This is a genomic window from Arthrobacter sp. Soil763, assembly GCF_001428365.1.
Classification (GTDB): domain Bacteria; phylum Actinomycetota; class Actinomycetes; order Actinomycetales; family Micrococcaceae; genus Arthrobacter.
In genome coordinates this window covers 73,624-98,792 of sequence record NZ_LMSH01000001.1, presented here as the reverse complement: position 1 = coordinate 98,792, position 25,169 = coordinate 73,624, and the positions used below count along the sequence as shown (strand labels likewise).

The 25,169-nt window shown below is 69.2% G+C and carries 23 protein-coding genes, 2 tRNA genes, 1 pseudogene and 1 riboswitch; of the genes and pseudogenes, 15 read left to right on the top strand and 11 right to left on the bottom strand.

Annotation, left to right across the window (positions count from 1 at the left end):
- Window positions 1–38: 38 nt before the first annotated feature.
- On the top strand, window positions 39–596 hold the full coding sequence (locus tag ASG71_RS00440) for an HPP family protein (protein ID WP_235563888.1): 558 nt from the start codon (window positions 39–41) through the stop codon (window positions 594–596).
- Between the two features lie 83 nt (window positions 597–679).
- Here the strand turns inward: ASG71_RS00440 and ASG71_RS00435 are convergent, their stop codons facing one another.
- Entirely contained in the window at window positions 680–934 is a 255-nt protein-coding gene (locus ASG71_RS00435) for a hypothetical protein (protein WP_056736023.1), read from the bottom strand.
- A 325-nt stretch (window positions 935–1,259) separates the two neighbouring features.
- On the opposite strand from ASG71_RS00435, the gene ASG71_RS00430 reads away from it, so the two are divergent.
- Window positions 1,260–1,892, top strand: coding sequence for a PAS and ANTAR domain-containing protein (locus ASG71_RS00430; RefSeq protein ID WP_056736021.1), 633 nt, complete (start codon window positions 1,260–1,262; stop codon window positions 1,890–1,892).
- A 739-nt stretch (window positions 1,893–2,631) separates the two neighbouring features.
- On the opposite strand, the gene ASG71_RS00425 is transcribed toward ASG71_RS00430, so the two are convergent.
- Window positions 2,632–2,721: transfer RNA gene (locus tag ASG71_RS00425), tRNA-Ser, on the bottom strand.
- Window positions 2,722–2,849: 128 nt separating this feature from the next.
- Here ASG71_RS00425 and ASG71_RS00420 point away from each other — a divergent pair.
- Genes ASG71_RS00420 through ASG71_RS00405 form a run of 4 tightly spaced genes read left to right on the top strand, consistent with a single transcriptional unit; the run spans window position 2,850 to window position 6,668 of the window.
- Window positions 2,850–3,866, top strand: a complete 1,017-nt coding sequence (locus ASG71_RS00420) for a zinc-binding alcohol dehydrogenase (RefSeq protein ID WP_056736019.1) — start codon at window positions 2,850–2,852, stop codon at window positions 3,864–3,866.
- A gap of 3 nt (window positions 3,867–3,869) precedes the next feature.
- Window positions 3,870–4,268, top strand: coding sequence for a 6-pyruvoyl trahydropterin synthase family protein (locus tag ASG71_RS00415; RefSeq protein ID WP_056736017.1), 399 nt, complete (start codon window positions 3,870–3,872; stop codon window positions 4,266–4,268).
- 7 nt (window positions 4,269–4,275) lie between these two features.
- Window positions 4,276–5,394, top strand: coding sequence for a glycosyltransferase (locus tag ASG71_RS00410; RefSeq protein WP_056736015.1), 1,119 nt, complete (start codon window positions 4,276–4,278; stop codon window positions 5,392–5,394).
- A gap of 38 nt (window positions 5,395–5,432) precedes the next feature.
- Window positions 5,433–6,668, top strand: a complete 1,236-nt coding sequence (locus tag ASG71_RS00405; RefSeq protein ID WP_056736013.1) for a DNA glycosylase AlkZ-like family protein — start codon at window positions 5,433–5,435, stop codon at window positions 6,666–6,668.
- On the opposite strand, the gene ASG71_RS00400 is transcribed toward ASG71_RS00405, so the two are convergent.
- Window positions 6,665–7,174: a nucleoside deaminase gene (locus ASG71_RS00400; RefSeq protein ID WP_056736011.1), complete on the bottom strand. Its 510-nt coding sequence runs from the start codon at window positions 7,172–7,174 to the stop codon at window positions 6,665–6,667. The genes ASG71_RS00405 and ASG71_RS00400 overlap by 4 nt on opposite strands.
- A gap of 98 nt (window positions 7,175–7,272) precedes the next feature.
- On the opposite strand from ASG71_RS00400, the gene ASG71_RS00395 reads away from it, so the two are divergent.
- The 3 genes from ASG71_RS00395 to ASG71_RS00385 all read left to right on the top strand — a co-directional run bounded on the left by ASG71_RS00395 (window position 7,273) and on the right by ASG71_RS00385 (window position 9,288).
- Window positions 7,273–8,130 (top strand): phosphatase PAP2 family protein, encoded by an 858-nt coding sequence (locus ASG71_RS00395; RefSeq protein ID WP_056736009.1) that lies wholly within the window; start codon window positions 7,273–7,275, stop codon window positions 8,128–8,130.
- Window positions 8,131–8,142: 12 nt separating this feature from the next.
- Complete coding sequence (gene upp, locus ASG71_RS00390) at window positions 8,143–8,778, top strand: uracil phosphoribosyltransferase (protein ID WP_056736007.1); 636 nt, start codon at window positions 8,143–8,145, stop codon at window positions 8,776–8,778.
- Window positions 8,779–8,910: 132 nt separating this feature from the next.
- Window positions 8,911–9,288, top strand: a complete 378-nt coding sequence (locus tag ASG71_RS00385) for a glyoxalase superfamily protein (RefSeq protein ID WP_056736004.1) — start codon at window positions 8,911–8,913, stop codon at window positions 9,286–9,288.
- 114 nt (window positions 9,289–9,402) lie between these two features.
- On the opposite strand, the gene ASG71_RS00380 is transcribed toward ASG71_RS00385, so the two are convergent.
- The 3 genes from ASG71_RS00380 to ASG71_RS00370 form a co-directional block, all read right to left on the bottom strand.
- Complete coding sequence (locus tag ASG71_RS00380; RefSeq protein ID WP_056736003.1) at window positions 9,403–10,149, bottom strand: hypothetical protein; 747 nt, start codon at window positions 10,147–10,149, stop codon at window positions 9,403–9,405.
- A gap of 1 nt (window position 10,150) precedes the next feature.
- Window positions 10,151–10,334: riboswitch (cyclic di-AMP (ydaO/yuaA leader) on the bottom strand.
- Window positions 10,335–10,547: 213 nt separating this feature from the next.
- On the bottom strand, window positions 10,548–12,125 hold the full coding sequence (locus ASG71_RS00375; RefSeq protein ID WP_056736001.1) for a sensor histidine kinase: 1,578 nt from the start codon (window positions 12,123–12,125) through the stop codon (window positions 10,548–10,550).
- A 3-nt stretch (window positions 12,126–12,128) separates the two neighbouring features.
- Complete coding sequence (locus ASG71_RS00370) at window positions 12,129–12,869, bottom strand: response regulator transcription factor (RefSeq protein WP_056735999.1); 741 nt, start codon at window positions 12,867–12,869, stop codon at window positions 12,129–12,131.
- Window positions 12,870–13,537: 668 nt separating this feature from the next.
- Between ASG71_RS00370 and ASG71_RS00365 the strand changes: the two genes are divergently transcribed.
- From ASG71_RS00365 to ASG71_RS00345, 5 genes and pseudogenes are all read left to right on the top strand, one after another.
- Window positions 13,538–14,392, top strand: a complete 855-nt coding sequence (locus ASG71_RS00365) for a winged helix-turn-helix domain-containing protein (RefSeq protein ID WP_056735997.1) — start codon at window positions 13,538–13,540, stop codon at window positions 14,390–14,392.
- Between the two features lie 131 nt (window positions 14,393–14,523).
- Window positions 14,524–14,727, top strand: coding sequence for a dodecin family protein (locus tag ASG71_RS00360; RefSeq protein ID WP_056735995.1), 204 nt, complete (start codon window positions 14,524–14,526; stop codon window positions 14,725–14,727).
- A 53-nt stretch (window positions 14,728–14,780) separates the two neighbouring features.
- On the top strand, window positions 14,781–15,308 hold the full coding sequence (locus ASG71_RS00355; protein WP_056735993.1) for a SixA phosphatase family protein: 528 nt from the start codon (window positions 14,781–14,783) through the stop codon (window positions 15,306–15,308).
- A 112-nt stretch (window positions 15,309–15,420) separates the two neighbouring features.
- Complete coding sequence (locus tag ASG71_RS00350; RefSeq protein ID WP_056735990.1) at window positions 15,421–16,026, top strand: hypothetical protein; 606 nt, start codon at window positions 15,421–15,423, stop codon at window positions 16,024–16,026.
- A gap of 21 nt (window positions 16,027–16,047) precedes the next feature.
- Window positions 16,048–16,926 (top strand): annotated as a pseudogene (locus ASG71_RS00345) (EamA family transporter); the annotation flags it as partial.
- A 779-nt stretch (window positions 16,927–17,705) separates the two neighbouring features.
- Here the strand turns inward: ASG71_RS00345 and ASG71_RS00335 are convergent.
- The 5 genes from ASG71_RS00335 to ASG71_RS00315 all read right to left on the bottom strand — a co-directional run bounded on the left by ASG71_RS00335 (window position 17,706) and on the right by ASG71_RS00315 (window position 22,970).
- A complete protein-coding gene (locus tag ASG71_RS00335) occupies window positions 17,706–18,347 on the bottom strand; it encodes a TetR/AcrR family transcriptional regulator (protein WP_056735986.1) in 642 nt (213 codons plus the stop codon).
- Complete coding sequence (locus ASG71_RS00330) at window positions 18,344–20,389, bottom strand: YhgE/Pip domain-containing protein (RefSeq protein WP_056735984.1); 2,046 nt, start codon at window positions 20,387–20,389, stop codon at window positions 18,344–18,346. The genes ASG71_RS00335 and ASG71_RS00330 overlap by 4 nt, the downstream gene beginning before the upstream one ends.
- Entirely contained in the window at window positions 20,386–21,060 is a 675-nt protein-coding gene (locus ASG71_RS00325; protein WP_056737137.1) for a hypothetical protein, read from the bottom strand. Before ASG71_RS00325 ends, ASG71_RS00330 begins: the two co-directional genes overlap by 4 nt.
- Before the next feature lie 134 nt (window positions 21,061–21,194).
- A complete protein-coding gene (locus ASG71_RS00320) occupies window positions 21,195–22,652 on the bottom strand; it encodes a dihydrolipoyl dehydrogenase family protein (protein ID WP_056735982.1) in 1,458 nt (485 codons plus the stop codon).
- Window positions 22,653–22,896: 244 nt separating this feature from the next.
- Window positions 22,897–22,970, bottom strand: a tRNA-Arg gene (locus tag ASG71_RS00315).
- 278 nt (window positions 22,971–23,248) lie between these two features.
- Between ASG71_RS00315 and ASG71_RS00310 the strand changes: the two genes are divergently transcribed.
- Window positions 23,249–25,081 carry a phosphoenolpyruvate carboxykinase (GTP) gene (locus ASG71_RS00310; RefSeq protein ID WP_056735979.1) on the top strand — a complete coding sequence of 611 codons (1,833 nt, stop codon included), beginning with the start codon at window positions 23,249–23,251 and terminating at the stop codon, window positions 25,079–25,081.
- The last annotated feature ends 88 nt before the right edge of the window (window positions 25,082–25,169 follow it).

Sequence of the window (25,169 nt, the reverse complement as noted above, 5' to 3'; positions counted from 1 at the left end):
CTCTCCGAGTCGAACTCCACCGGCCTAAAGAATTACCCATGACCATCGCCCCGTCAGGAATATCCATGTCCGTCATCGCCCCTGTGCGTCCAAACGTCGAGGCCCCTGCCCTCCCGGGTGAGGCCTCATCGGCTCCGCCGCGAGTCCCGGCGGTAAAACTGCTGCTGACGACCTTCGCCAGCATCGCAGCGCTTGTTCTCCTCGTGGCTTTGGGCGAGGTGTCAGGCCACCTTCTGCTTATCCCACCGATGGCCGCATCCATGGCGCTCGTTGCAGCGGCCCCGCAGTCGCCGCTGTCACAGCCCAGAAGCGTGATCGGAGGACATTTCATCGCCGCTACCCTGGGCGCCGCCACCGGGCTTCTTAGCCACTCCATCTGGGCAGCCGCGATAGCGGGCGGCCTGGCAGTGGGGGCCACACTGTTGTTACGGATGCCGCATTCGCCGGCTGCCGCCACGGCCGTCATCGCGACCATGGCCACGGCGGATCAAATATCCTTCGTCGTCTGCTCCGTTATCGCCGCCTCTGTCCTGGTGGGTTTCGGAGTTCTCCAATCCCGACTGCGCGGAGCCAGGTACCCGACCTACTGGATTTAGAGGGGGCTGGCGTTCGGCCAAGACGCCGCTCGTGGTTGTCCACGTCGATGACTGCGACCGCGGAGCTTGCGGGGGCTCAGTGGTCAGATGGCAGCTGGGTAGCTGGCGAGTATGTAGTCCGTGGCCGCGGGGCCGGTAATGCGTCGTCGGAAGTTCTCCGGGTTGACGCCGTGTTGCTGAAGAATGTCGCGGAACTGGAGGTCGTCCAGGGGGCTGATCTGGTGCAGCATGCACCAGCTTGTGTAGAGGCCATAGAGACAGTCCGGACCGAGCGGCAGTTCCGCGTCGTCGGGGACAGTTGCTTCCTGAAGGAACCGGGCGATGTGTGAGGTGGGCATGGCGTGCCGTTCTATGCATCAAAGGTCCACCGGGCTGCATCAGTGGCGCTCGCACCGGACGGCGCGAGTATCCGGTGAGGGAACCCCGCCGGATAATTCCGAACATACGGCGGTCGGTGCTTCACGTCCAGTCATGGCCGTGTGGTGGCAGCCCGGGGCGTGAACCAGGGGCGGACCTTCGTGTTAACGCTCATGACTCCGCCGCCGGAGGACGTAGTACTCTGTGGCTGGTCTCCCGAATGTCGTAGATTTCGCGAGGACCTGAGACGACGTCGGGACGAACGCCCTGCGTTGTGGCCGCGGGACCGAACTTCGGAGGGCTTATATGTGGTCGAAGCTTGATACGTATCTCTTTCCGCTCGGTCCGGGCGCGAATTGCCCGTCCGGGACCTTCGAATTCCATATCCCCTCGCGCGGCATGGTGTGGTCGGACGGCTTGTTCGGCATCCACGGGCTGCGTCCGGGGGAGGTGGTGCCCACCTTCGAACTCTTCATGGCCCACAAGCATCCGCTGGACCGGGAGCACATCCTTTCGGTCTGGGTGGATCTCTTGAAGGGTGGGGGACAGGGGGCGCTCTTGCACCGGATCCACGATGTCCGTGGCAGGGAGCGGCGTGTCTTTTCAGCGATTCAGGCCCTAGCCGGAGCGTCAGGGCAGGTCGATGATGTTCGGGGCTTCATGGTGGACGTAACCCAGAGCCTGCGCATCCAATCGCAGGACGCGGCCTCCGAGGCGATCGAGCGCGTCTATGCCCATAGGGACCTCATTGAGCAGGCGAAAGGCATTGTTATGGCGCTAAGGGGCGTCGATGGTCCAGGGGCCTTCCGGGTCCTAGCCGCCGCGAGCCAAGGAACCAACGCCAAGCTCCACACAGTTGCTGAAGACCTCGTACACGCCGCGATAGGCGGTAAGGCCGCCGCTCACCTTGCTGGACTCCCAGCTCCTGCTCACCCGTGATCCGCGTACGGCACGCCGTTTCCCTCGCATCGAAGAGCCGCCGGCCGCAAATTTAGGCCGGGGAGCATGGACAAGGGCGTCGAAGATGCCAAATAATGGGAAGTGGGCCGGGCGGCTGATCCCCCAATACAGCCGCCCGGCCCTTCCATGCCCGGGGCGCCCGAGGGCTGAACCAACAGCAGCGCCGTCGGAGCTTAGGTGCGCCGCGGGGATGGCCCACCCCCAATCCGTTTCCGTGTGGGCCATCCCCGCGGTGGTCTAGTGATCCCCTCGCCGGGTCGGCCGTGCCTCGCTGGCTCGGGTCGGTACGGGGCGGGCCTTTGCGGTGTCGGCTGGAGTCAGTGCCGTGGCCTGGTGCAGAGGGTAAAGGGGCGCGGAGGAGCTGAGCGCAGGCGCGCCAGGCCATGCCGGCCCCGAAGTCGGTGGATAGAGACAGCGGAGGGATGCGACTCGGCGGCTGCGGTGCCGGAAAGAATGATGGTCACAGGGGATTTCCTCTACAAAACGCGAAGAAGGGCCCTCTGCAAGACCTCACTACGAGGGTAAGGGCAACGGCGGCGGGCGATCAACCTACGCGTGATAGGCGTGACTGGCGAGATGAGCGTGGGGACTGTTGGGCCGGCCTTCTCCAAGTTTCGGCCGCGGGCGCGCCGCCCCTGCCACGCAGCGTTTGCACCCCACGGGCAAAGCAAAAGCCCCTGCTTCCCTTGTAAACAAAGGAAGCAGGGGCCTCGCTATCTGGCGGTGACGGTGGGATTTGAACCCACGTTGGCTTTTACACCAAACAACATTTCGAGTGTTGCACCTTCGGCCGCTCGGACACGTCACCAACCTGAATAGGGTACCGGAGCAAGTCGCTCAACCCCAAAACGGCCCGTCGGCGCAGCCGTAGTCCGCGCCCCGCGCGGCCCGGCTGCTTTCATCCAGCCCGGCTCCGGCACTAGATTCGTAAGCAAGATGAGTAATGACAACGAGACACGACACGCGACCGCCTACTGGACCGTAGGGCCGGAACAGGGCGAACTTCGGCGCGAAGAGCTGACCGCGCCCGGCCCCGGTGAAGCTCTCGTGCGCACGCTCTACTCCGGTATCAGCAAGGGCACCGAGATGGTGGTACACAACGCCCGCGTGCCGGAGTGCGTCGCCGGGAATATGGCCGCGCCGCACCAGGAGGGCAGCTTCCCGTCGCCGGTGAAGTTCGGGTACCTCTCCGTCGGCGTCGTCGAGCAGGGGCCCGCGGAGTGGCAGGGCCAGACCGTCTTCTGCCTGTATCCCCACCAGGACCGCTACATCGTGCCGGTCGCCTCGCTCACGAAGGTGCCGGAGGGCGTCCCCGCGCGCCGCGCCGTCCTCACCGGCACCGTGGAGACCGCCGTCAACGCCCTCTGGGAGGCCGGGCCCCGCCTGGGCGACCGGGTCGCCGTCATCGGCGCCGGGCTGGTCGGCGGCATGGTCGCCAAGCTCCTGGCCACGTTCCCGCTGGGTCGGCTGCAGCTAATCGACGTCGACCCCGCCAAACGCGCTTTCGCCGACACCCTCGGCGTCGACTTCTGCCACCCCGACGACGCGCTGGACGACTGCGACATCGTGATCCACTGCTCCGCCTCGCAGGCGGGACTGCAGCGTGCCCTGCAGCTCGTGGGCGACGAGGGCGACATCATCGAGATGTCCTGGTACGCGGACCGCGCCGTCACCCTGCCGCTGGGCGAAGACTTCCACGCCCGCCGGCTCTCCATCCGCGCCAGCCAGGTCGGCGTCGTCGCCCGCGCCCGCCGCCACCGCCGCACCAACGCCGACCGGCTGGACCTGGCCGTTTCGCTGCTGGCCGACCCGGTCTTCGACACGTTCCTCACCGGCGCCTCGGCGTACAGCGAGCTGCCCGACGTCGTCCAGCGCCTCTCCGACGGCAGCCTGGACGCGCTCTGCCACGTCATCGAATACCCCGAAGTCCCCGCAACCGAAAGCCCGAGGTAATCCGTGTTCAGCCTGACTGTCCGCCGTAATTTCATGATCGCCCACAGCCTGCCCCGCCCCGCCTTCGGCCCGGCGCAGGGCCTGCACGGGGCCACCTTCGTCACGGAGGTGACCTTCCGCCGCCCCGCCCTGAACGAGGACGCGATCGTGCTGGACATCGGTGAGGCAGGCGAGGTGCTCGACGACGTCCTGGCGGGCCTCAACTACAAGAACCTCGACGAGCACCCGGACTTCGCCGGCAAGCTCAGCACCACCGAAGCGCTCGCTCAGTACATCGCCGACGCCGTCGCCGGCCGGATCCGCGGCGGCAGTGACGGCCGCGCGCTTGCCAGCCTCGACGTCACCCTGCGCGAAACCCCCGACGCCTGGGCCAGCTACTCGCTCGAGTTCGACGCCGGCTAGCAGCACCGTGGAAGCGCCCGGCGTCCGGCTTCTGGTGCCCGGCAACGTCCGCCACACCTCCGGCGGCAACGCCTACAACGCCGCACTGCTCCGCGCCCTCGCGCAGCTCGGCGTCGCCACCGAAACCCTGCCCGTCGACGGCGGCTGGCCGGTCGGCGGCCCGGCGGATCGGGGCGCGCTGCGCCGACTGCTCACCGCGTCCGACGCCGGCCGGGTCACCCTGGTCGACGGGCTGGTGGCCTGCGGGGCGCCGGAGGAGCTGGAGGCGGCGGCCGCGGCTGGGACGCCCGCCTGGATCCTGCTGCACATGCCGCTGGCGGCGCATCCCGACCTGGAACGCCGCGCCCTCCGGGCCGCCGCCGGCGTCATCTGCACCAGCAACACCGCCGCGGCGGCGCTCCGGACGGCCCACGGCCTGCGTGACGCCGATGGCGGGATCCACGTCGCGGTCCCTGGCACCGACCCGGCGGCCCCCGCGGCCGGTTCGGCCCCGCCGCACCTGCTAGTCCTGGCCGCGCTGCTGCCCAACAAGGACCAGCAGCTCCTGCTCTCCGCACTCGCCCAGCTCACCGACCTGGACTGGACGGCGACGCTCGCCGGATCGGACACCGCAGACCCCGGTTACGCCGCCCGGCTCCGCCGCCAGGCCGGACGCCCCGGCCTGGCGGAACGGGTGCGGATCCCGGGGGAACTGCGCGGCGCCGCCCTCGACGCCGAATGGTCCGCGGCGGACCTCAGCCTGCTGGTATCCCGGTCCGAGACGTACGGTCTGGTGGTGACCGAGTCGCTGGCCCGCGGCGTGCCGGTGATCGTCCGGGACGGCACGGGAGCCGTCGAAGCGCTGGCCGCCGGAACCCCCGGCACATCTGTCGACACCAGCACCGCCGCCGCCCCGGCCGTGCCGGGTGCCGCCGTCGACCTGAGGGAGGACCCCGCACCCCTGGCCGCGCTGCTGCGCCGCTGGCTCACCGACCCCGCACTCCGCGCCGCCTGGCGGGCCGCGGCCCACGCCGCCCGCGGACGCCTGCCCGGCTGGGACGCCACGGCGCGGGCCGTCCTGGACATCCTCGGCCGCCCCGCCGGCCCGCGGCAGCGGCCGGGCCTGCCACCCCACACGGCCAACTAATACGGGCGACTTGGACAGGGCGGGTGCAGAATGAGCCCATGAAGACCGAGCCCAGCACCGTGCAGCTGCCTTCCGCCGAGAGCCTGACGCCGGAGCGGCTGCGGGCCTGGTCCTGGCACCGCCAGGGCCTGGACGGCTCGCTCGCCGGGTGCGGCGCGGAAGAGGTTTTCGCTCGGGCCGGCTGGGCGCGCTCCATCGGCGGCGCAAATCCCTACCTCACCTTGTTCGCCCGGGCCGGCATCCGCCGGGCGCAGGTGGACGCCGACGTGCTGGCCCACCGCATCCTGGAACTTCCGACGGCGCGTGGCTGCACCTACGTGCTGGGCGCCGACGACTTCGCCTGGGCGCTGCGGCTGGGACGCGACGCGGCCGAGTCCGGCTTCCGGGTGGTCGGCCGGCTCGGCGTGGAGCGCGGGGAGATCGCGCTGCTCGAAGAACAAGTACTGCACACCCTCACCGAGGCCGGGGTGCCGCTGGAACCGCGCCAGCTCAAGGACGAACTCGGCGACTCCGTGCGCAGCCTGGGCGAGGACGGCCGGAAAAAGGGCGCGGCCACCACCCTGCCCACGGCCCTCGGCATCCTCCAGGCCGACGGGAGGATCCGCCGGGTCCCCGCGAACGGGCGGCTGGACCAGCAGCGCTACGCCTACGAGCCGTGGGGGCTGCCGGCAGCCACGCTCAGCGACGAGGAGGTCCGCGAGGAACTGATCCGCCGCTACCTCGGCTGGACCGGCGGGGCCACCTTCAAACAGTCCCAGTGGTTCAGCGGCTTCACGGTGGCGCAGAGCAAGGACGCGTTCGCCGCCGTCGGCGCCGTCGAGGTTCCCACCGGCGCCGGGGGAGACCCGCTCTGGATGCTGCCCGACGACGTAGGCCTCCTCGCTGACTTCGAGGAACCGGCCGAGGAACAAATCCAGCTGCTGGCCGGCTCCGACTCACTGGTGCTGCTGCGCCGGAACGCGGCCGAACTGCTGGCCGCGGAAGACCAGTACCGGCAAGTGCTGGGCTCGCTCGCGCTGCAGGCGGACCTGCCTGACCACCCGATCCTTGACCGCGGCCGGATCATCGGGCTGTGGCAGTACGACCCGGCCCGGGAACAGGTCGCGGCGTGGATGTTCACCCCGCCCACGCTGGCGGTGACGCAGCGGATCGCGGAGGTGGAGGCTTGGATCAAGGCGGACCTGGGCGACTTCCGCGCCTACAGCCTGGATTCGCCGGCGTCCCGGCAACAGCGGATCGACGCGTTGCGGGCGTCGTCGGTGGCCGGGGCCTAGGCTTCGGTTGCGCGGTGGCCTGCGAAGAACTCCCGCAGCAGTGCCCCGCACTCCTGCTCGCGCACCCCGGCGTAGACCTCCACCCAGTGGTTGAGCCGGCGCTCGCGGAGAATATCGAAGACCGAGCCGGCGGCGCCCGCCTTTTCATCCCACGCCCCGAACACCACCCTCGGAATCCGGGCCAGCACCACCGCGCCGGCGCACATCGCGCACGGTTCCAGCGTCACCACCAGGGTGCAGTCCGCCAGCCGCCACCCGTCGTCGTGCAGCCCCGCCGACGCGCGGCGCTCGCGGAGCCGGGCAGCGGCCTCCCGGATCGCCACCATCTCGGCGTGGGCCGTCGGATCGCCGAGGGCCTCGCGTTCGTTCCGCCCGGAGCCCAACACGGACCCGTCCGGCCCGACTACGACGGCGCCGATCGGCACGTCCTCGGTGGCCAGCGCCCGGTGCGCCTCGGCGAGGGCCAGGCCCATCCATTCCGCATGGCGGGGCTCGGGGGAAGTCATGGCTCAATGATAGTTTCGATCCTAAGCAAGCTGTGCACCCAAGCGGTGCACCGGGAAGTCGGGAGAGGGCATTGAGCACCAGGACTGAAAGCTGGCTGATGCGGCGCTGGGGCAAGTGGGTCGTCCCGTACGCGGCCCTGTGGATCACCATGCTGATCGGCGGCATCGTCGTGGTGGCACTGGCGCTGGCAAGCGCCGAGGTCTACGACGACGTCGTGGATGACGCCGGCATGGCCAGCCTCGACAAGCCGACGCTGTCGTTCATGCAGCAGCTACGCAACCCTGGCCTGGATGCGTTCGTCACCGGCTTCACCAACATCGGCGGCGGCATCGGCATGCCGATCCTGGCCAGCATCCTGACCGCCTGGTTGATCTGGACGTCCCGGACCTGGCGGCCGCTGATCCTGATCGGCGGCGCGGCCGCCGTCTCGATCACCGCCACCTCGCTGGGCAAGAAACTCATCGGCCGCACCCGCCCTGACCACGCCGACGCCGTGCCCCCCTATGAGGATTCCCCCTCGTTCCCCAGCGGCCACACCCTGAACACCACGGTGGTGATCAGCCTGGTGGTCTACCTCGCCTGCCTGCAGGTGCGGCGCACCGTCGCCCGTGTCAGTTTCATCACGGCGGGCGCGGTGTTCATCTTCCTCATGGGCATGAGCCGGGTCTTCCTGGGCCACCACTGGATGACCGACGTGATCTTCGGCTGGGTGCTGGGGCTGGGCTGGGTCGGGATCGTGATCCTGGCCCACAGGCTCTTCCACGTGCTGCGACACCGCGAACGCACGGGCCCCGCACCGACCTTCGATAATGAGGCGCACCTGCGCGACCCGGCTCCGGCGTCCGTCGTGGAAGGAAAGAACGACGGCGGGAGCACCGCCACCGCGGCGGACGACGGCGGGAGCACCGACGCCGGAACCCCCGGTCCCGGGGGACGCTCCTCAGCGTCCGGATGATAGTTTTGACCCATGCGCACTCTCGTTGTTGACCACCCGCTGGTCGCCCACAAGCTCACCGTACTGCGGGACAAAAACACCCCGTCCCCGGTCTTCCGGCAGCTCACCGAAGAACTGGTCACGCTGCTGGCCTACGAGGCGACCCGCGACGTCCGCACCGAGCCGGTCACCATCGAGACGCCGGTCAGCACCACCATCGGCACGGCGTTCACCAAGCCCACCCCGCTGGTTGTCCCCATCCTCCGCGCCGGCCTCGGCATGCTCGAAGGCATGACCAAGCTGGTTCCCACCGCCGAAGTCGGCTTCCTGGGCATGGCCCGGGACGAGGAAACGCTGGACATCATCACCTACGCGGAGCGCCTCCCGGAGGACCTGACGGACCGGCAGATCTTCGTTCTGGACCCGATGCTGGCCACCGGCGGCACGCTGCGTGAAGCGATCAAGTTCCTGTTCAAGCGCGGCGCTTCCGACGTCACCTGCATCTGCCTGCTGGCCGCCCCCGAAGGGCTGGCGAAGCTGGAGGAGGAACTCTCGGAGGCTAACGTCACGATCGTCCTGGCCTCCATCGACGAGAAGCTCAACGAAAAGTCCTACATCGTTCCCGGCCTGGGCGACGCCGGCGACCGGCTCTACGGCATCGCGGTCTAGACACGGCGAAAGGCCCCGGACCAGCGGTCCGGGGCCTTTTTGCTGCCTACCGCCCGTCGGCTAGGTCCATCCCGGCATCCAGCCCGGTATCCAAGGGTTCCGGCGGAACCCGTCCGGGACTAGCCTGTGGCCATGGACTGGAAACTTGAACTCGTGTTCGTGCCCGTGTCAGATGTGGACCGGGCCAAGGACTTCTACGTGAACAAGGTGGGCTTCAACGCCGACTACGACGAACGCCCCTCCGAGGGCATCCGGTTTGTCCAGCTGACACCGCCGGGCTCGGCCTGTTCGATTGCGATCGGCGAGGGGCTTACCGACGCTCCCCCCGGCACCGCGCCCAGCCTCCAGCTGGTGGTTAGCGACATCCAGGCCGCGCACCGGCAACTCAAGGGCGGCGGCGTGGACGTCAGCGAAATCGACGTCCAGGACTGGGGTCAGTTCATTTACTTTGCCGATCCGGACGGCAACAAATGGGCCGTGCAGTACATCCCCGGCCGTCCGAACGGGTAGCCTGCCCGGCGCCGCCCCGCCGTCGGCCAGGCGTGGCACGACGCATAACGAGGCCCGGCTCCAGTGGATCCGGGCCTCGTTATGCGGGCGCCATACGCGCAGGTCCCGCGGGGTTTAGTACCAGTTGTTCGCGTAGTGGAAGTTCAGGGCGTTGCACGGCGAGCCGTAGCGGTCCTCGACGTACTGCAGGCCCCAGTTGATCTGGGTCCGGTAGTTGGTCCGGTAGTCCGCGCCGGCGCTGGCCATCTTCTCCGCCGGCAGGGACTGCACCACGCCGTACGCGCCGCTGCTGGGGTTGGTCGCGGTGGTCTTCCAGTCCGATTCCTTGGTCCACAGCTTCATCAGGCACTGCATCTCGCTCGCCGTCCAGCCGTGGGCCGGCAACTGGGAGGCCGCATAGGCCTGCGCCCCGGCCGGGTCGTCGACGGCGACCGGCTTGGCGGGCTTCGCCGCTGCCGGCTTGGGTACTGCGGGGGCCTTCTTCGGGGCCGGAGCCTTGGCGGCGGGGGCAGCCGGCGCCTTGGCCGCCTTGCTGGCCTTGGCCTCGACGCTCGCTGCGGCGGGGGAGGCGGGGGTGTTGCTGCCGACCCGCTCGAAGTTCAAGGTCTGCAGGGAAGCGGCGGTGTCCTTGGCCGTTTCGTCGGCGCGGGCGCTCTGGCCGGAGGCCTGGCCTGCCGCGCCGGCGCCCAGCAGGACGGCGAAGGCGGTGGCGGCGACGGCTGCGCGCTTTCCGGCCGAGCCTGCACGAAGCCTTGACAGCGCTGAAGCGCGCTTGGCCGGGGCGGCGCGGTGGCGCGCGTGGTCGGTGTCGGACGTGCGTTTAGCGCCCTCCGGGCGCGCGGGTACCTTGAAATCAGTCATTTATGCCTCTCAACGCCTACGGAGTGAGCTGTCGGGTTCGGATGCGTGACCCGGCCGCACGGAATCTCAACGTGTCGGCTTAACCCCAAGGGTGCATGGCTGCAGAATGCCCGGGAACACTGGGTCCCCCGCCTCTGCCTGGTCCATGAGAATCCGGGAGCGGCAGAGCTTGGCGTCAACCCGGATACGCGGCCAGATCGATGACCGCACCATAAAACCGTACCGAACTCCGCCCCCAAAGTCACATTTAGGTAACGGGTGTGATGCGGGGTGGTGTGGCGGCTTGCCTTTTTAGCCGTTAATAGTGGACCTGTTTTGGCGGTTCCCCTCCCGCTAGCCGGTGCGCAGCATCGAGGACGCAGAGAACCGTCGAGACGGCGAGGATCCGGGGCGGCCGGTCAGGAAGCGGCGGTTTCTGCCGGGGCGGCCGGCAGCCTGACGGCGAACTGGGTCCGGCCCGGCCGGGAGGTCACCTCAACCGTTCCGCCGTGTGCCTCGACGATCGAGTGCACGATCGACAGACCCAACCCGCTGGTGCCTTCGGACGCCGGTGCCGCCACCGCCGTCGTCCCCGCCGTCGTCCCGTTCGAGTGTCCGGCAGACCGGCCCGCGGACCCGGCCGCCGGGTTCGTGCGGGCGGCGTCGGCACGGGCGAAGCGCGCGAAGACCCGGCCGACGAACTCCGGGGCGATGCCTCCGCCGTTGTCCGTCACGGTGACCACGGCACTGCCGTCGGTTGCGCGCGTCACGCCCGTGACCACGGTCGTTCCCGGCCCGGTGTGCTTGCGGGCGTTGGACAGCAGGTTGGCGAACACCTGGTGCAGCTGGGTGGCGTCGCCCCGCACCAGCACGGGCTCCTCGGGAAGTTCCAGCTGCCAGATCCGGTCCGGGGCCATGACCTTCTCGTCGCTGACCGTCTCGACCGCCAGCTGGGTGAGATCGACGTCGCCGAACTTGGGCGGCTGTCCCTCGTCCAGCCGCGCGAGCAGCAACAGATCCTCCACCAGCGCGGTCATCCGCTCCGACTGGCTCTGCACACGGGCCAGGGACTTCTCGCCGTCGGGGGTGAAATGCTCCGTCATCCGCAGCAGCTCGGTGTAGCCGCGGATCGCGGTCAAGGGGGTCCGGAGTTCGTGGGAGGCGTCCGCGACGAACTGCCGCACCTTCATCTCGCTCTCCTGCCGGGCCTGCAGGGCGTTGGAGACGTTCTCCAGCATCTGGTTCAGAGCGTAGCCGACGCTGCCCACTTCCGTGCCCCGATGGGCGGCCGACGGCGGGACCCGCACGCCCAGCGCCACCTCGCCGGCGTCCAGCGGCAGCCGTGAGACCTTGGTGGCGACCTCGGAGAGCTGCTCGAGCGGCTGCATGGTCCGGCGGATGAGGGCCGTGCCGACGAGCCCGATCAGGATCAGGCCTCCGGCGGACACGGCTCCGAGCGTGCCCACCAGGGAGGCCAGGGTGCTTTGCTTCTCGTCCAGGGGCAGCCCGGTGACAATGACGTCGCCGTACGGGGCGGTCGCGGCGATGAGCCGGTAGGCGCCTGCCGAGAGGGTCCGGTCCACCGGCTCCGCGTTCGGGGTCAGTGCCAGCAGGACCGCGTTGTCGTCGGCCGAGAGGCTCCTGCGCGTGGCGTCGCCGGCCAGGAAGCCGGCGCTCATCACGGCGCCGTCCTGCAACCGGGCATTCAGCGTGCCGACGCCCTGGCCCCGTGCCTCAAGCGGGTCCGGCCGCCCGCGGGGGTCGTTGGGCTCGGAGCGGCCGAACTCGCTGGAGCGGTGCGCGGCGGCTCCGAGCTGTTCGTCGAGTTGCCGGGTGAGGAATGAATCCATGGAGATGTAGCTGAAGACGCCCACCGCGCCGCAGATGGCCACGAGCAGTCCCATGGCCACCAGGACCAGCCGGGTGCGCAGATGCCACGTGGACGGGCTGCGCCAGTCGGGCCCGTGAGCGGCCGCAGCGCCGGAGAACGAAGGCACCGGTCAGTCCGCCGGTTTCAGGACGTAGCCGGCGCCGCGCACCGTGTGGATCATCGGCGCGTGGTTGGCGTCGATCTTCTTCCGCAGATAGGAGATGTACAGTTCCACGATGTTGGCCTGGCCGCCGAAGTCGTAGTCCCAGACCCGGTCCAGGATCTGGGCCTTGCTGATAACCCGTTTCGGGTTCTCCATCAGGTAACGCAGCAGTTCGAACTGGGTGGCGGTCAGGTGGACGTCCTCGCCGGCCCGCGTCACGTCGCGGGTGTCCACGTTCAGCACGAGGTCCCCGACGACGAGCTCGGCGGTGTCCATGGCGGCCACCCCGGAGCGCTGGACCAGGCGGTGGAGCCGCAGGAGGACTTCTTCCATGCTGAAGGGCTTGGTGACATAGTCATCACCCCCGGCCGCCAGCCCGGTGATCCGGTCCTGGACGGCGTCCTTGGCCGTGAGGAACAGCGCCGGCACCTCGGGTGCGAAGGCACGGATCCGGCTGAGCAGCTCGACGCCGTCGAACCCGGGGAGCATCACGTCCAGGACCAGCACGTCGGGACGGAATTCCTTGGCCAGCTTGACCGCCTCGGGGCCGTCCGCCGCCACGGCCACGGACCAGCCCGCCATGCGCAGCCCCATGCTCATCAGCTCCGAGAGGCTGGGCTCGTCGTCCACCACCAGGGCCCGGATGGGGGAGCCGTCCGGGTGCGTCAGCTGGGGGAGGTGGTTGGTCAGGGAGTGCGATGTGGCCATGGGACGACTCTCCGATCTGCCGTTGAGGTGCGGCTTTGGGGATCCTGTGCGGCACCTGTGAATTCCAGAGTATCGAGCTGGGCGTCCGCCGTGGAGTGGCCGGGCCGCCGCTCGGGCCGCCGGTGCGTCTGATGGTTGGCAACGGCGGCCGCCGGGGTGGGTTCGACGGGCTGCCCAATGCGTGGACGGCCACCCCGCACCCCGGGCCAAAGATGCGATTTCGTAATTTCTCCTTACGGAAAACGTAAAGCCGCATACGGGGCGCCATTTCGAACAATCTTCGGGTAAGCGCGGAAAAGAAGTTGCGTCACGCAGGTTTATCCGGCTTGAGGTCGGCGGTGCAGAATTGTGATCTCTGCTACAAACGGCGATTTCGTCTCACGATGCGGACTTCGACGTCCATTGTTACTTGCTAGTTCTTATTGTTACGTTGCAGACTTCCAGTGTGAACAAGAACTCAACAGCACCTGCAGCCGCAGCTTCCTGGATCAGCGCACCCGCTGGTACTGAGATGCCCTGTTGTCGAATGCACGCCTAACTTCTACACCCCAGAACGTTTCCTAGGCATTCGCCCCCAGCCCAGCGTCGGGCGCCCCTCCCCAGTTCTCATTGCGGGGATACAGCATTCGAGCCGCGATGACGGCCATTCACATTGAGGTAAGCAATCCATGTCAGTTGCATCCGGATACGTCCACATCTCCGTCCGAAACGCTAACAAGGCCGGCCAGGCCGGTGTCCGCCAGGGCTTCGGCGGCCGGCCCAGCTTCGGCCCCGCCGGATTCCCCGCTCCCGGCTACGCCGCCCAGGGGTACAACCCCAGCTCGTACGGCCAGCTTCGCGCCGTCCCGGCCGAGACGGCCCCGACCACGGCGCCCACCCCGGTGATTGCCCCCGGGAATGCCGGCCCCGTCCGTCCGGTCCCCAACGACAACGTTGCCCGGGGCTTCGTGCTCTACATGGGCATTGACGAGGAGACCGCGGCCGCCGCCGGAACCTCCATTGCCAAGCTCGCCCAGGAAATCCGCGCCTACGCCCAGTCCCTCGTGCCCGGCGCGGAGAGCTACGCCGCGGTGGCCGTTGCGCCGGCCTCCGCCTCCGGTTCGGCGCTCGACGTCGTCCGCTCCACGTTCGGCGACCCCACCGCCGGTGCCCGGCAGCGCGCCGAAAACGCCCGGCTGCAGCAGCCGCAGGATCCGCGCCCGTCCGGCGTGCTGATCGACCTGGCCCGCCGCGAGGTGGCGCTCGACGGCGAATCGCTGAACCTGACCTTCAAGGAATTCGAGCTTCTCAATTACCTCGTGGAAAACGGCACCCGTACCGTGGGCCGCGACGAGCTGCTCGAAGGCCTGTGGAAGAACGCCGAGGAGGTCCCCAACGAGCGCACCATCGACGTGCACATCCGCCGCCTGCGCTCCAAGCTGGGCCGCCTGGCCAACACCGTGCGCACGGTCCGCGGCCAGGGCTACCGCTTCTACGAGCACCCGGAAGTCGTCGTCTGGGCCGCCCCGGAGTACTCGATCTAGCTCTAATCCTGCGCAAAACGCCCGTTCCCGGCCCACCGCCGGGGGCGGGCGTTTTGGCGTCCGCCTTACCCTGTTGCGTTGTACGGCTTCGGCGTAGTCTCGGACCGTCGATCCGACTATTGGGAGGAATCATGTCTGTTGCACGTATTACTACCCTGAGCTCGAACTCCAAGACCTCGTTCGAGGACGCCATCAAGGAAGGCGTGGACCGGGCCAACAAGACCCTGCGGAACGTCACGGGCGCCTGGGTCAAGGAACAGAAAGTCGAAATCAGCGGCGGCGCCGTCGTCGCCTGGCACGTGGTGCTGGAAGTGACCTTCGTCCTGGACGACTGAGGCCTCCCCGGCCGGCGCGCTCATGGCCGACGGCCCCCACTAGGATGGGAGCCATGAGCGCGCATCACATAAGACGGCTGGTGCTCATGCGGCACGCCAAAGCCGACTGGCCCGGAGGGGTGGCGGACCACGAGCGGCCGCTGGAAGAACGCGGGCACCGCGATGCGCCGCTGGCCGGACAATGGCTCCTCAAGCACCGCGTGGTCCCGGATTTCATCCTGTGCTCCAGCGCCCTGCGGACCCGGCAGACCTGCACCTGGGTGTGCAGCGCCCTAGGGGACAAGGCGCCGACACCGAAGCTTGAAGACGGTCTTTACGGCGCCTCCGCGTTGCGCATGCTGGCCGTGATCAACCACGTCCCGGACACCGTGACGACGCTGATGGTCATCTCGCATATGCCCGGCGTCCAGGACCTGGCCATGCATCTGGCGTCCCGGGACTCCAACCACGAGGCGTACATGGACGCCGCGACGCGTTACCCCACCAGCGGGCTGACCGTATTCGAGACGGAGAAGCCCTGGGCCGAACTGGACGGCCAGGACGCCCGGCTGACCCACTTCAAGGTGCCCCGCGCGAAGTAGCCGGCCGCACGGTCCTGAGTTGATAGGCAGCCCGGGCATTGTGTTGTTTACTGATGCTGCAACTGCTTTTACTGACGGGTTATATCAGCGACCGAGGAAAAGGTGGGTCACCGTGGATTCAGGACAGCTCATAGGCATCATCGTCGGCATCGTCGTGGTGCTCGCGATCATCGGCGTGGCGATGTACCTCAGCCGCAAGCGCAAGACGGACGCGGACCGGAACCGGGCGGCGGAAATGCGGGAGAAGGCCGAGGCCGACCAGCTCGCTGCCCGCGAGCACGAGGCGAAAGCAGCACGGGCAGAAGCGGACGCCAAGGCTGCCGAGGTGGAGGCCGAACGACTCCGCCGGCAGGCCCGCGGCACGCAGCAGGAAGCTGAAGCCGTCCGCGCCGGCGCCCAGGAGCAGCTCCGCCGGGCCGACGACGTCGACCCCGACGTCGTCACCACCGAACGCGGCGACACAGTCCGCGATGATGCCCGGCGCGAGGACACCGTACGAGGCGAGACCGTCGGCGGCGGCGCAGGCCACAGTGACACCGAACGCGGCGACACCGTGCACAGCGACACCGTTGGCGGCGAGACCGCCCGGGAACAGGCCGGACAGGATGCGGAACTCCGCCGTGACCGGACCCACCGCGAGCCCCCGGCGGCTCCGGCTCCGGCCACCGAGCGCCACGATTCCGACCGCCCGCACGACGAGCGGCCGCGCAATCTCTGAGCTGCGCGGCCGGGCGGCCCCGTGACGCCGCGGCATTCCGCGCTGGCCCTGCTCGTCGCGGTCCTCTGGGGCGTCAACTTCGTCGCCATTGACCTTGGCCTGCATCCCTCCGGCGCCCCGATGCCGCCGCTGTTGTTCGTCGCCATGCGCTTCGCCCTGGTCGTCTTCCCTTGCATCTTCTTCATCCGCAGGCCGGACGTCAGCTGGCGGGCGATCATCGGCGTCGGCCTCTTCATGAGCGCAGGCCAGTTCGGACTGCTCTACCTGGCCATGGCCCTGGGCATGCCGGCCGGGTTGGCCTCGCTGGTGCTGCAGGCCCAGGTCCTGCTCACGGTCCTGCTGGCCGCGGGGATCCTCGGCGAGCGGCCCACCCGCCGGCAGCTCGCCGGCGTCGTGCTGGGTATCGCCGGCCTCGCCGTCGTGGCGGTGGGCCGGAGCCTCGTGGCACCGCTGCTGCCGCTGCTGATCGTGCTGGCCGCCGCGTTGTCCTGGGCGGCGGGCAACATCGTGGCCCGCAAGGCGCGCGCCGCCTCCGGGCTGGGGCTGGTGGTGTGGTCCGGCGCCGTCGTGCCGGTGCCGCTGGCCGGGCTCTCGCTCCTGGTCGACGGGCCCGCTGCCGTCTCCGAGGCCCTGCTGCAGCTGCAACCAGTGTCGGTGCTTAGCGCGCTCTACACGGCGGTGTTCGGTTCGCTCGTGGGGTATGGCATCTGGAACCGCCTGCTGGGGCTGTATCCGTCCTCCGCGGTGGTCCCGTTCACCCTGCTGGTACCGGTGGTGGGGATGACGACGGCGTGGCTGGTGCTCGCCGAGGTTCCGTCCGGAGCGGAAATCGCCGGCGGGCTGCTGCTCCTGTCCGGCGTGGCGATCGCGGTGCTGCGCCCCGTCCCGCGGACCCGGCCGCTCCGGGTCGGTCAGCGGCGGGTGCGGGGTGCGGCCGGACGGGACGGTGCGCCGGGACGGGACGGTGCCTTGGCCGGCGCTTTCGCGGCGGGCTTGGGCGCCGGGGGACGGGGTGCCGACGCCGGTGGCCGCTTCGCAGCCGGTGCCGGGGCCGTGCGCGGGGCGGCCGTACGCGGGGCGGATGCCCGCGGCGCCGCGGCCCGGGGCGCGGCAGTCCTGGCCGCCGACGTTCCGGGTGCCGACGTACGCGCCGCTGGCCGTGACGCCGGCGACCGCGGTGCCGGCCGGGACGCCGACGACCGCGGTGCCGGGCGGGACGCCGGCCGTCCGGAGACGGCACGGCCGGAGGCGTAGGCGGTACGGGGACGCCGGCCGGGAAGGACGGTGCCCGCGAGCAGCAGAAGCAGCGTGGCAGCGCCGGCTGCGGCCGAAAGGTAGAAGTACAGATCAGGATGCTCGGCGTCCACCCGGGTGGACAGCGCTTCCGGGTCGGGGTTGAACGCCAGGCCCCACTGCCGGAGGAAGGCGATCCCGAAGGCGGCGAACAATACGCTGCCGACGCCGCTGGCCAGCAGCGTCTTGTGCCGCCGTCGGACTATCACCTCCGCCACGCACGCCACGTACGCCACGGCGGCGGCGGCCAGGAAGCAGAGGCCCACCGTTTCATGCAGCGTGGCGCCGGTGAGCGCGAGCAGTGCCACGGCGGCCACGGAGGCTCCGATGGCGATCTTGCCGCTGATTCCCATGTGGCGCATGTGACCAATCATCCCCGACCGGGGCTAGTTCACCACGTAGCCACGCATGCTGGCCATGATCGCGGCAACGCTCTGGGCCCGGGTGCGTTCGGGGTTGTAGGTCTGCCGGTCGAGTCCCACCACGAAGCAGGCCCCGAAAATGGCGGTCTCCAGGCTCCCGCGGGACACCCGGGAATCCACCTGGTACTTGGCGGCCACGGCGTCGATCGCGGCGCCGATCACCCCGAGCAGGCGTCCGCGCAGTTCGGTGAAGGTGTCCTGCCATTCGCTGGGCGTGCGCCAGTTCTCACTGACCCACAGCCGGGCGAACGACGGGTACTCGGCCATGAAGTCCATGGCCTGTCCGATCATTTCGTCCATGGCGTCGAGCGGATCCGCGGCCTCGTCCTGCACGCTCAGCAGGCGCGTCATGAGGATGTCCACTCCGTGCCGCAGCAGCTGGGCGATCAGGTCCGACTTGCTGCCGAAGTTGTAATACACCGTCCCCTTGGAGACGCCGGCGGCCGCTGCGATCTCGTCGACGGTCACCCCTGCGGCCCCGCGCTCGCCGATCAGTTCCATGGACGCGTCGAACAGTTTCTGCTTTGTCGCGTTGGTCCGCCCGGGCCGGAGCTTCTTCCCGCCGCCGGCGCCGGACGCCGCAGTCTCGGGGGACGTGGTGCTCATACGGCGATCTCCGGCTTCAGGGTCTTGAGGGTCCAGAACTTGTGTTTCCGGACGGCGACGGCGGACATCGCCAGTCCCAGCACAGTGTAGCCAACCAGGCCCAGCAGGATGGGCACGATGCCGGCAAGGTCGGCGCCGTAGATCAGGTGCCGCATGCCGCCGACGACGTAGCCCATGGGCAGGACCTGGTGCACCACGTGGAGCGGTTCGGGCGTGGTCTGCCAGGGGAAGGTGCCGCCGGAGGAGACCAGCTGGAGGACCAGCAGGATGAGCACCACGAGCTTGCCGGGCGAGCCAAGCAGCGCCACCACGCCCTGGATGATCGCGCTGAAGGCCATCGAGGCGGCGAGCATCAGGACCCACATCAGCACCGGGTGCGCCGGGTTCAGGCCCAGCCCCACATCCACGACCAGGGTCAGCAGGCTGGCCTGGACGGCGGCGACGGCGAGGAACGGCAGCCAGCCTCCCGCGGCGATCTTCCAGGCCGGGGCGTTGGAGGCCAAGGCGCGCTGGGTGACCGGGCGCATCGCCTGGACGAGCATGAAGATCCCGATCCAGAGGGCCAGGGTGAGGAAGAAGGGCGCGAGCCCGGCACCGTAGGACCCTGCCTTCGCCTGCGATACGTTGCTGACGGCCACAGGGTCCGCCATGACCTTGGCGAGGCTGTTCTTTTGCGTGTCGTCGGGGTTGGGGACCTTACCGGCGCCCTTGGCCAGTTCCCCGGCGAGCGTCCCGGCGCCGTCGGAAGCCTTCGTGGCCCCCGTCTCGAGCTGCGCGGCGCCGTCGTCGAGTTGCTGCGCGCCACCGGCGAGTTTCTCCGCGCCGGCTAAGGCGTCCTGCTGGCCCGCGGCGAGCTGGGCGGAGCCGCCGGCAAGCTGGTCGGCGCCCGCCGAAGCCTGGCCGACCGCGCCGCTCAGGGCCGGGGCAGCCGCGGCGATCCGGGCAGCCCCGGAGCTGACGGCAGCGGAACCGTCGGCGAGCTGCTGCACCTGGGTTGCGGCCCCCTTGAGCGCAGCCGCCGCCGGGGACGGCGTCGGTGCGGTGTGCGCGTCGTAGTCGGCCAGAATGGCATCGGCCTGCTGCCGGGTGATGACTGCGGCTGCCACCAGCCGGTCGTTGGACGCGGCGACCCTGGCCCGCTGGGCACCGGCAGCGGCCTGGTCGGCGGACGCCATCTGGCCGGCCATCTCCTGGAGCTTGGAGTTCAGCGCGGCGTTTCCGGCGGCCACCTGGGCCGCGCCGTCGGCCAGCCGCTGCGCATCGGAGGGCAGGCCGGCGGTCTTGTCCTTGAGCTCTCCGAGCCCTGACGCCAGCTGCCCGGCGCCTGCGTTGAGGCTGTTGGCGCCGTCGAGCAGCTTGCGCTGGCCCGCGACCAGCTCGCCGGCCCCGTTCCTCAGCCCGATCGTGCCCTGGTGCAGGCTGGCGGCGCCGTCGTGAAGCGAGGAGATGCCGCCGGCCAGGTCCTTGGCGCCGTCGGAGGCCTTGAGCATCTGGGTGTGGATGGTGCCGAAGCCGGTGAGGAGCTGGTTCGCGGTTTCCTCGCCGACCTCCTTGGCGACCGTGCCGTGCACCGCGGTGGTGAGTTTGTCGACGATCGTGCTGAGCAGGTAGTTGTTGGCGTCGTTGGTGGTCACGTTGAGCATGGCCTGGTTGGCGGCGTCGAAGCTGCCGGGGGAGGCCAGATTGGCCGAGAAGTCGCGGGGAATCTTCAGCGCGAAGGCGTACTTGCCGCTGCTGACCCCCTCGTCCGCCGCTTCCTCGCTGGAGACTGCCTGCCAGTTGAAGACGTGGCCGTCCACCAGGCTGTCGGCGACCTTCCGGCCGGCCTCCAGCCGGGTACCGTCAGCCGAATCGGCGCCGGTGTCCTCCATCACCAGCGCGGCGTCGATCTGGTCCAGGTTGCCGTAAGGATCCCAGTTGGCGTAGAGGTACACCGCGCCGTACAGCAGCGGCACCAGGGCCAGCGCCAGGATGGTGAGCTTCGGCAGCAGGCCGCCGGTCATGCGTTTGAGTTCGGAACGGGCCAGCCGCAGGACGGTCATCGGGCTTCCTCCTCGGGTTCGGGCTGGCGCGGGGCGTCGGCCGGCGCGGTGACGGCATTGCCGATCCGAGCGACTGGACCGGTATAGCCCGGCGGAACGGCGGCAACGGTGGCGACGACGGCGAGCGGCCGCCCGGCGTCGTATGCCAGCTCCTCAAGCCGCGGCAGCCAGAGGGCCGGGTCACCGCTGTGCCGGTCGGGGGAGTCGACCGCCAGCAGGTCGGTATGCGGATTGGCCAGGGCCAGCGCCGTCAGCAGTTCGAGCCGCCGGTCGGCGGGCAGTTCCTCGGCCCAGCGGTCGGCGATGTCCTCGAAGCGGTTGACCTTGAGCCACGGCGTGCTGAGCAGTGCGCCCCGGTAGCGGCGGGGAACCAGTGCGAGGTCCTCGGTGACGAGGTCGCGGACGCTCAGGTGCTGCTCGGGTTCGTTCACGCCGGGCGCGTCCACGACGGCGGCCGCCTGCCGCAGCTGCTTGGTCCGGGCGCTGCCGTCCCATTCGACGCTGCCGCCGGAGGGCTTCATCCGGCCGCTGAGGGCCAGGGCAAGGGCGGTGCGCTGGTCCTGGCGGTGGCCGACGGCGAGCAGCAGCCCGCCGCGGGCGGCCTGGAGGGAGGTCGGCGGGAGCAGGAAGTCCCGGCGGCCGTTCACATGGAGCTGGTTGGCGCTGAGCAAGGAAAGCCTTTCGCAGGTGGTCTGCTTCAAGGCTAACTAAACTGACCGGTCAGTTCAAATAGATGTGGGCGAACGAACACTTGAGGCCCCGGAATCGACGATTCCGGGGCCTCAAGTGTCCGTTCGCGCTGCCCTTAGAGGCCGTACTCCTCGAGCAGGCGCAGCCACACTTCGCTGATGGTCGGGTAGGACGGGACGGCGTGCCACAGCCGGTCCAGCGGAACCTCGCCGACGACGGCGATGGTCGCCGCGTGCAGCAGCTCGGCGACGTCGGGACCGGCGAAGGTCGCGCCCAGCAGGACCCGGCGGTCCTCGTCCACCACCAGCTGCGCCCAGCCCTTGTAATGCTCCGAGTGCAGCGACGAACCGGCGACCTGGATCGGCAGTTCCACGGACCGAGCGCGGTAGCCGTCCTTCCGGGCCTGTTCCAGGCTCCGGCCCACGTTGGCCAGTTCCGGGTCGGTGAACACCACGTTGGGGACGGCGTGGTCGTCGGCCGTGTGGGCGTAGCGGCTCCAAGCGGCCGGCTCGCCCGTGAGCGTTCCCTTGGCGCGGGCGGCGATCGCATCGCCGGCGGCGCGCGCCTCGTACTTGCCCTGGTGGGTCAGCAGCACCTTCCCTGCGGCGTCGCCGACGGCGTACAGCCAGGGACGCTCGGCATTCTCTGCTGCTCCGTCGATGAGGCCGCTGCTGTCGGTGTCCACCCGCAGGGATTTCCCCTCCGCGGCGGAGAGCCCGACGCTTTCGAGCCCGATCCCCTCCAGTGCGGGCTGCCGGCCGGTGGCCACCAGCAGTTTGTCCACCGTGACCTGCCCGCCCCCGTCCAGCACGAGCGTCACGGAGCCGTCGTCCTCCTGCCGGACCTCTGTGGTTGAGGTCTTCAGGTGAAGCTCGACGCCGTCGGCGCGCAGCCCTGCCTGGACGAGCTCGGCCGCGGGGGCCGGGAAGGCTCCCAGCAGCGCGCCGCGGGCCACCACCGTCACCGCCGACCCGAGCCGGGCAAAGGCCTGGGCAAGTTCGGTTCCGGCCACGCCGCCGCCGAGCACCCCGAGCCGCTCGGGAATGTCCCGGGCGGAGGTGGCATCGCGGGTGGTCCAGTAGTCGACGCCGTCGAGGCCGGGCAGCGGCGGGATGGTGGGCCGGGACCCGGTGGCGACGACGACGGCGTGCCGTGCGGTGAGTGCGTAGGCGTTGCCGTCCAGTCCTGCCACGTCGACGCGGCGGATCCCTGCGACCCGCCCGCGGCCGCGGATCAGTTCGATGCCGGTGTCCTCGACCCACTGGACCTGGCTGTCATCCTGCCAGTTGGAGGTGAAGTAGTCGCGGCGTTTGAGGACCGCAGCGGCATCGAGCACCCTGGTGACCGCTTCCTCGGCGCCGGGCACGGTCTGGGCGCCATGGAGCGCGGTGCCGGGGCGCAATAGGGCCTTCGACGGCATGCAGGCCCAGTAGGAGCACTCGCCGCCGACCAGTTCCGCTTCCACCAAGGCCGCGGTCAGGCCGCCCTTGACGGCGCGCTCGGCCACGTTCTCGCCCACAGCGCCTGCGCCGATCACAATGACATCGAATTCACGCTCAACCTGTGCCGTCATGGCAACAGCCTAGCCCCGCGCGGTCCGCGCTATGGTTCCGGACCAGTGCGCTACGGTTCCGGACCGGTGCGCTACGGTTCCGGACCGGTGCGCCGCTGGCCCGGGGTGCGCCGGTCCGGAACCGGTGCGGTTTTTCGGAACATCCGCGCCGGCGCTTCGGCCTATCCCGGGCAGGGGTGCCCGGCGCGGCCGTGAGGGAACAAAAAAAGATCCGCACCGGGTCCGGTGCGGATCTTTTTCTCTGTGCGCCCAAAGGGATTCGAACCCCTGACCTTCTGTTCCGTAGACAGACGCTCTATCCAGCTGAGCTATGGGCGCATCTTCGGCTCTTCGGAAACTCTCGCTCCCCCGAACCTCGAATTACTTTACGCGAGTCCGGTCCTGAGTACCAAATCGAAGGCGCTGTAATCTCCCCGACTAGACCGGTCTACGTGACCTTGATCACTTAATTGAGGCTTGCGAATGATGCTCAACCCTGAATTTGTGCGGTTTTTGGAGAGAACCCCGCCGCCGGGCCCGGAATCCGGCCGGAAATAGGGGAGTGTGCGGGCCCTAGCATTTAGGACACACCACTGAACCCGAAGAAGGGAACCGTAATGGGCGATCTGGCGCGACTGCCGCTGCTTGAGAAAGCACCCACCACTCATGCTGGCCTGCTGGCGTGGGTTGAGGAGGTAGCTGAACTGACCCAGCCGGACCGGATCCACTGGGTTGACGGGTCCGAAGAGGAGAACACCCGGCTGACGGACGAACTCGTCGCCGCCGGAACCCTCACTCGGCTCAACCCCGAACTGTTCCCGAATTCCTTCGCAGCCTTCTCCGACCCGGCCGACGTCGCCCGGGTCGAGGAGCAGACCTTCATCTGCTCAGAGAACGAACGCGATGCAGGGTTCACCAACAACTGGATGGACCCGGCCGAAATGAAGGAGAAGCTGCGCGGCCTGTTCAGCGGATCCATGCGCGGCCGCACCATGTACGTCATTCCGTTCGTCATGGGCCACCTCGACGCCGAGGATCCCAAGTTCGGCGTGGAGATCACGGACAGCGCGTACGTCGTCGCCTCCATGCGCATCATGGCCTCGATCGGGACCAAGGTCCTGGACAAGATCACCGAGACCAACGCCTTCTTCGTGCCGGCCCTGCACTCCCTCGGGGCCCCGCTGGAAGCGGGCCAGGCCGACGTCGCCTGGCCCTGCAACCCGGAAAAGTGGATCGTGCACTTCCCGGAGGAGCGCTCCATCTGGTCCTACGGCTCGGGCTACGGCGGAAACGCCCTGCTGGGCAAGAAGTGCTACGCCCTGCGCATCGCCTCGGTGATGGCCCGGGACGAGGGCTGGCTGGCCGAGCACATGCTCATCCTCAAGCTGACCTCGCCGGAAAAGAAGAACTACTACGTCTCCGCCGCGTTCCCGTCCGCCTGCGGCAAGACCAACCTCGCCCTGCTGGATCCGACCATCGAGGGCTGGGAAGTGGAGACCCTCGGCGACGACATCACCTGGATGCGGATCGGCAAGGAAGGCGAGCTGCGCGCCACCAACCCGGAGGCCGGTCTCTTCGGCGTCGCCCCCGGCACCGGCTGGGGCACCAACCCGAACGCCATGCGGGCCATCGCCAAGGGCCACAGCATCTTCACCAACGTCGCCCTCACCGACGACGGCGGTGTCTGGTGGGAGGGCATGACCGACGAGGTCCCGGCCCACCTGATCGACTGGCAGGGCAATGACTGGACCCCCGAGTCGGACCAGCCCGCCGCGCACCCGAACTCCCGCTTCTGCACCCCGATCTCGCAGGTCGACATGCTGGCGGAGGAGTACTACAGCCCCGAAGGCGTGGAAGTCTCGGCCATTCTCTTCGGCGGCCGCCGCAAGACCACGGTTCCCCTGGTGACCCAGGCGCGCAGCTGGACCAACGGCATCTTCATGGGCTCCACCCTGTCCTCGGAGACGACCGCCGCCGCCGCCGGCCAGGTGGGCCGGCTGCGCCGCGACCCGATGGCCATGCTGCCCTTCATCGGCTACGACGCCGGTGACTACCTCAAGCACTGGATCAGTGTCTCCGGCAAGGCCAACCCGGAGCGGCTGCCCCACATCTTCCTGGTGAACTGGTTCCGCCGCACAGCCGACGGCGGCTTCGCCTGGCCCGGCTTCGGCGACAACGCCCGGGTTCTCAAGTGGGCCATCGAGCGCATCGAGGGCAAGGCCGACGCCGTCGAGACGCCCATCGGTTTCGTGCCGACCGGCGCATCGCTGGACCTCACCGGCCTGGACCTGACCCACGCGCACGTGGAGGACGCCGTTCGCGTGGACCGCGCCGAGTGGGACGCCGAGCTTGCCTCCATCGAGGAGTGGTACGCGCAGTTCGGCGACTCGCTGCCCGAGGCGCTGCGCGCGGAACTGGATTCGCTCAAGGAGCGCATGTCCGCGCACTAACCCGCGCTGAAACGACGGCGGCCCCGCACCTTGCCAAAGGTGCGGGGCCGCCGTGTTTAAGCGCCGGTTCCCGCCCTTCAGCGGACGG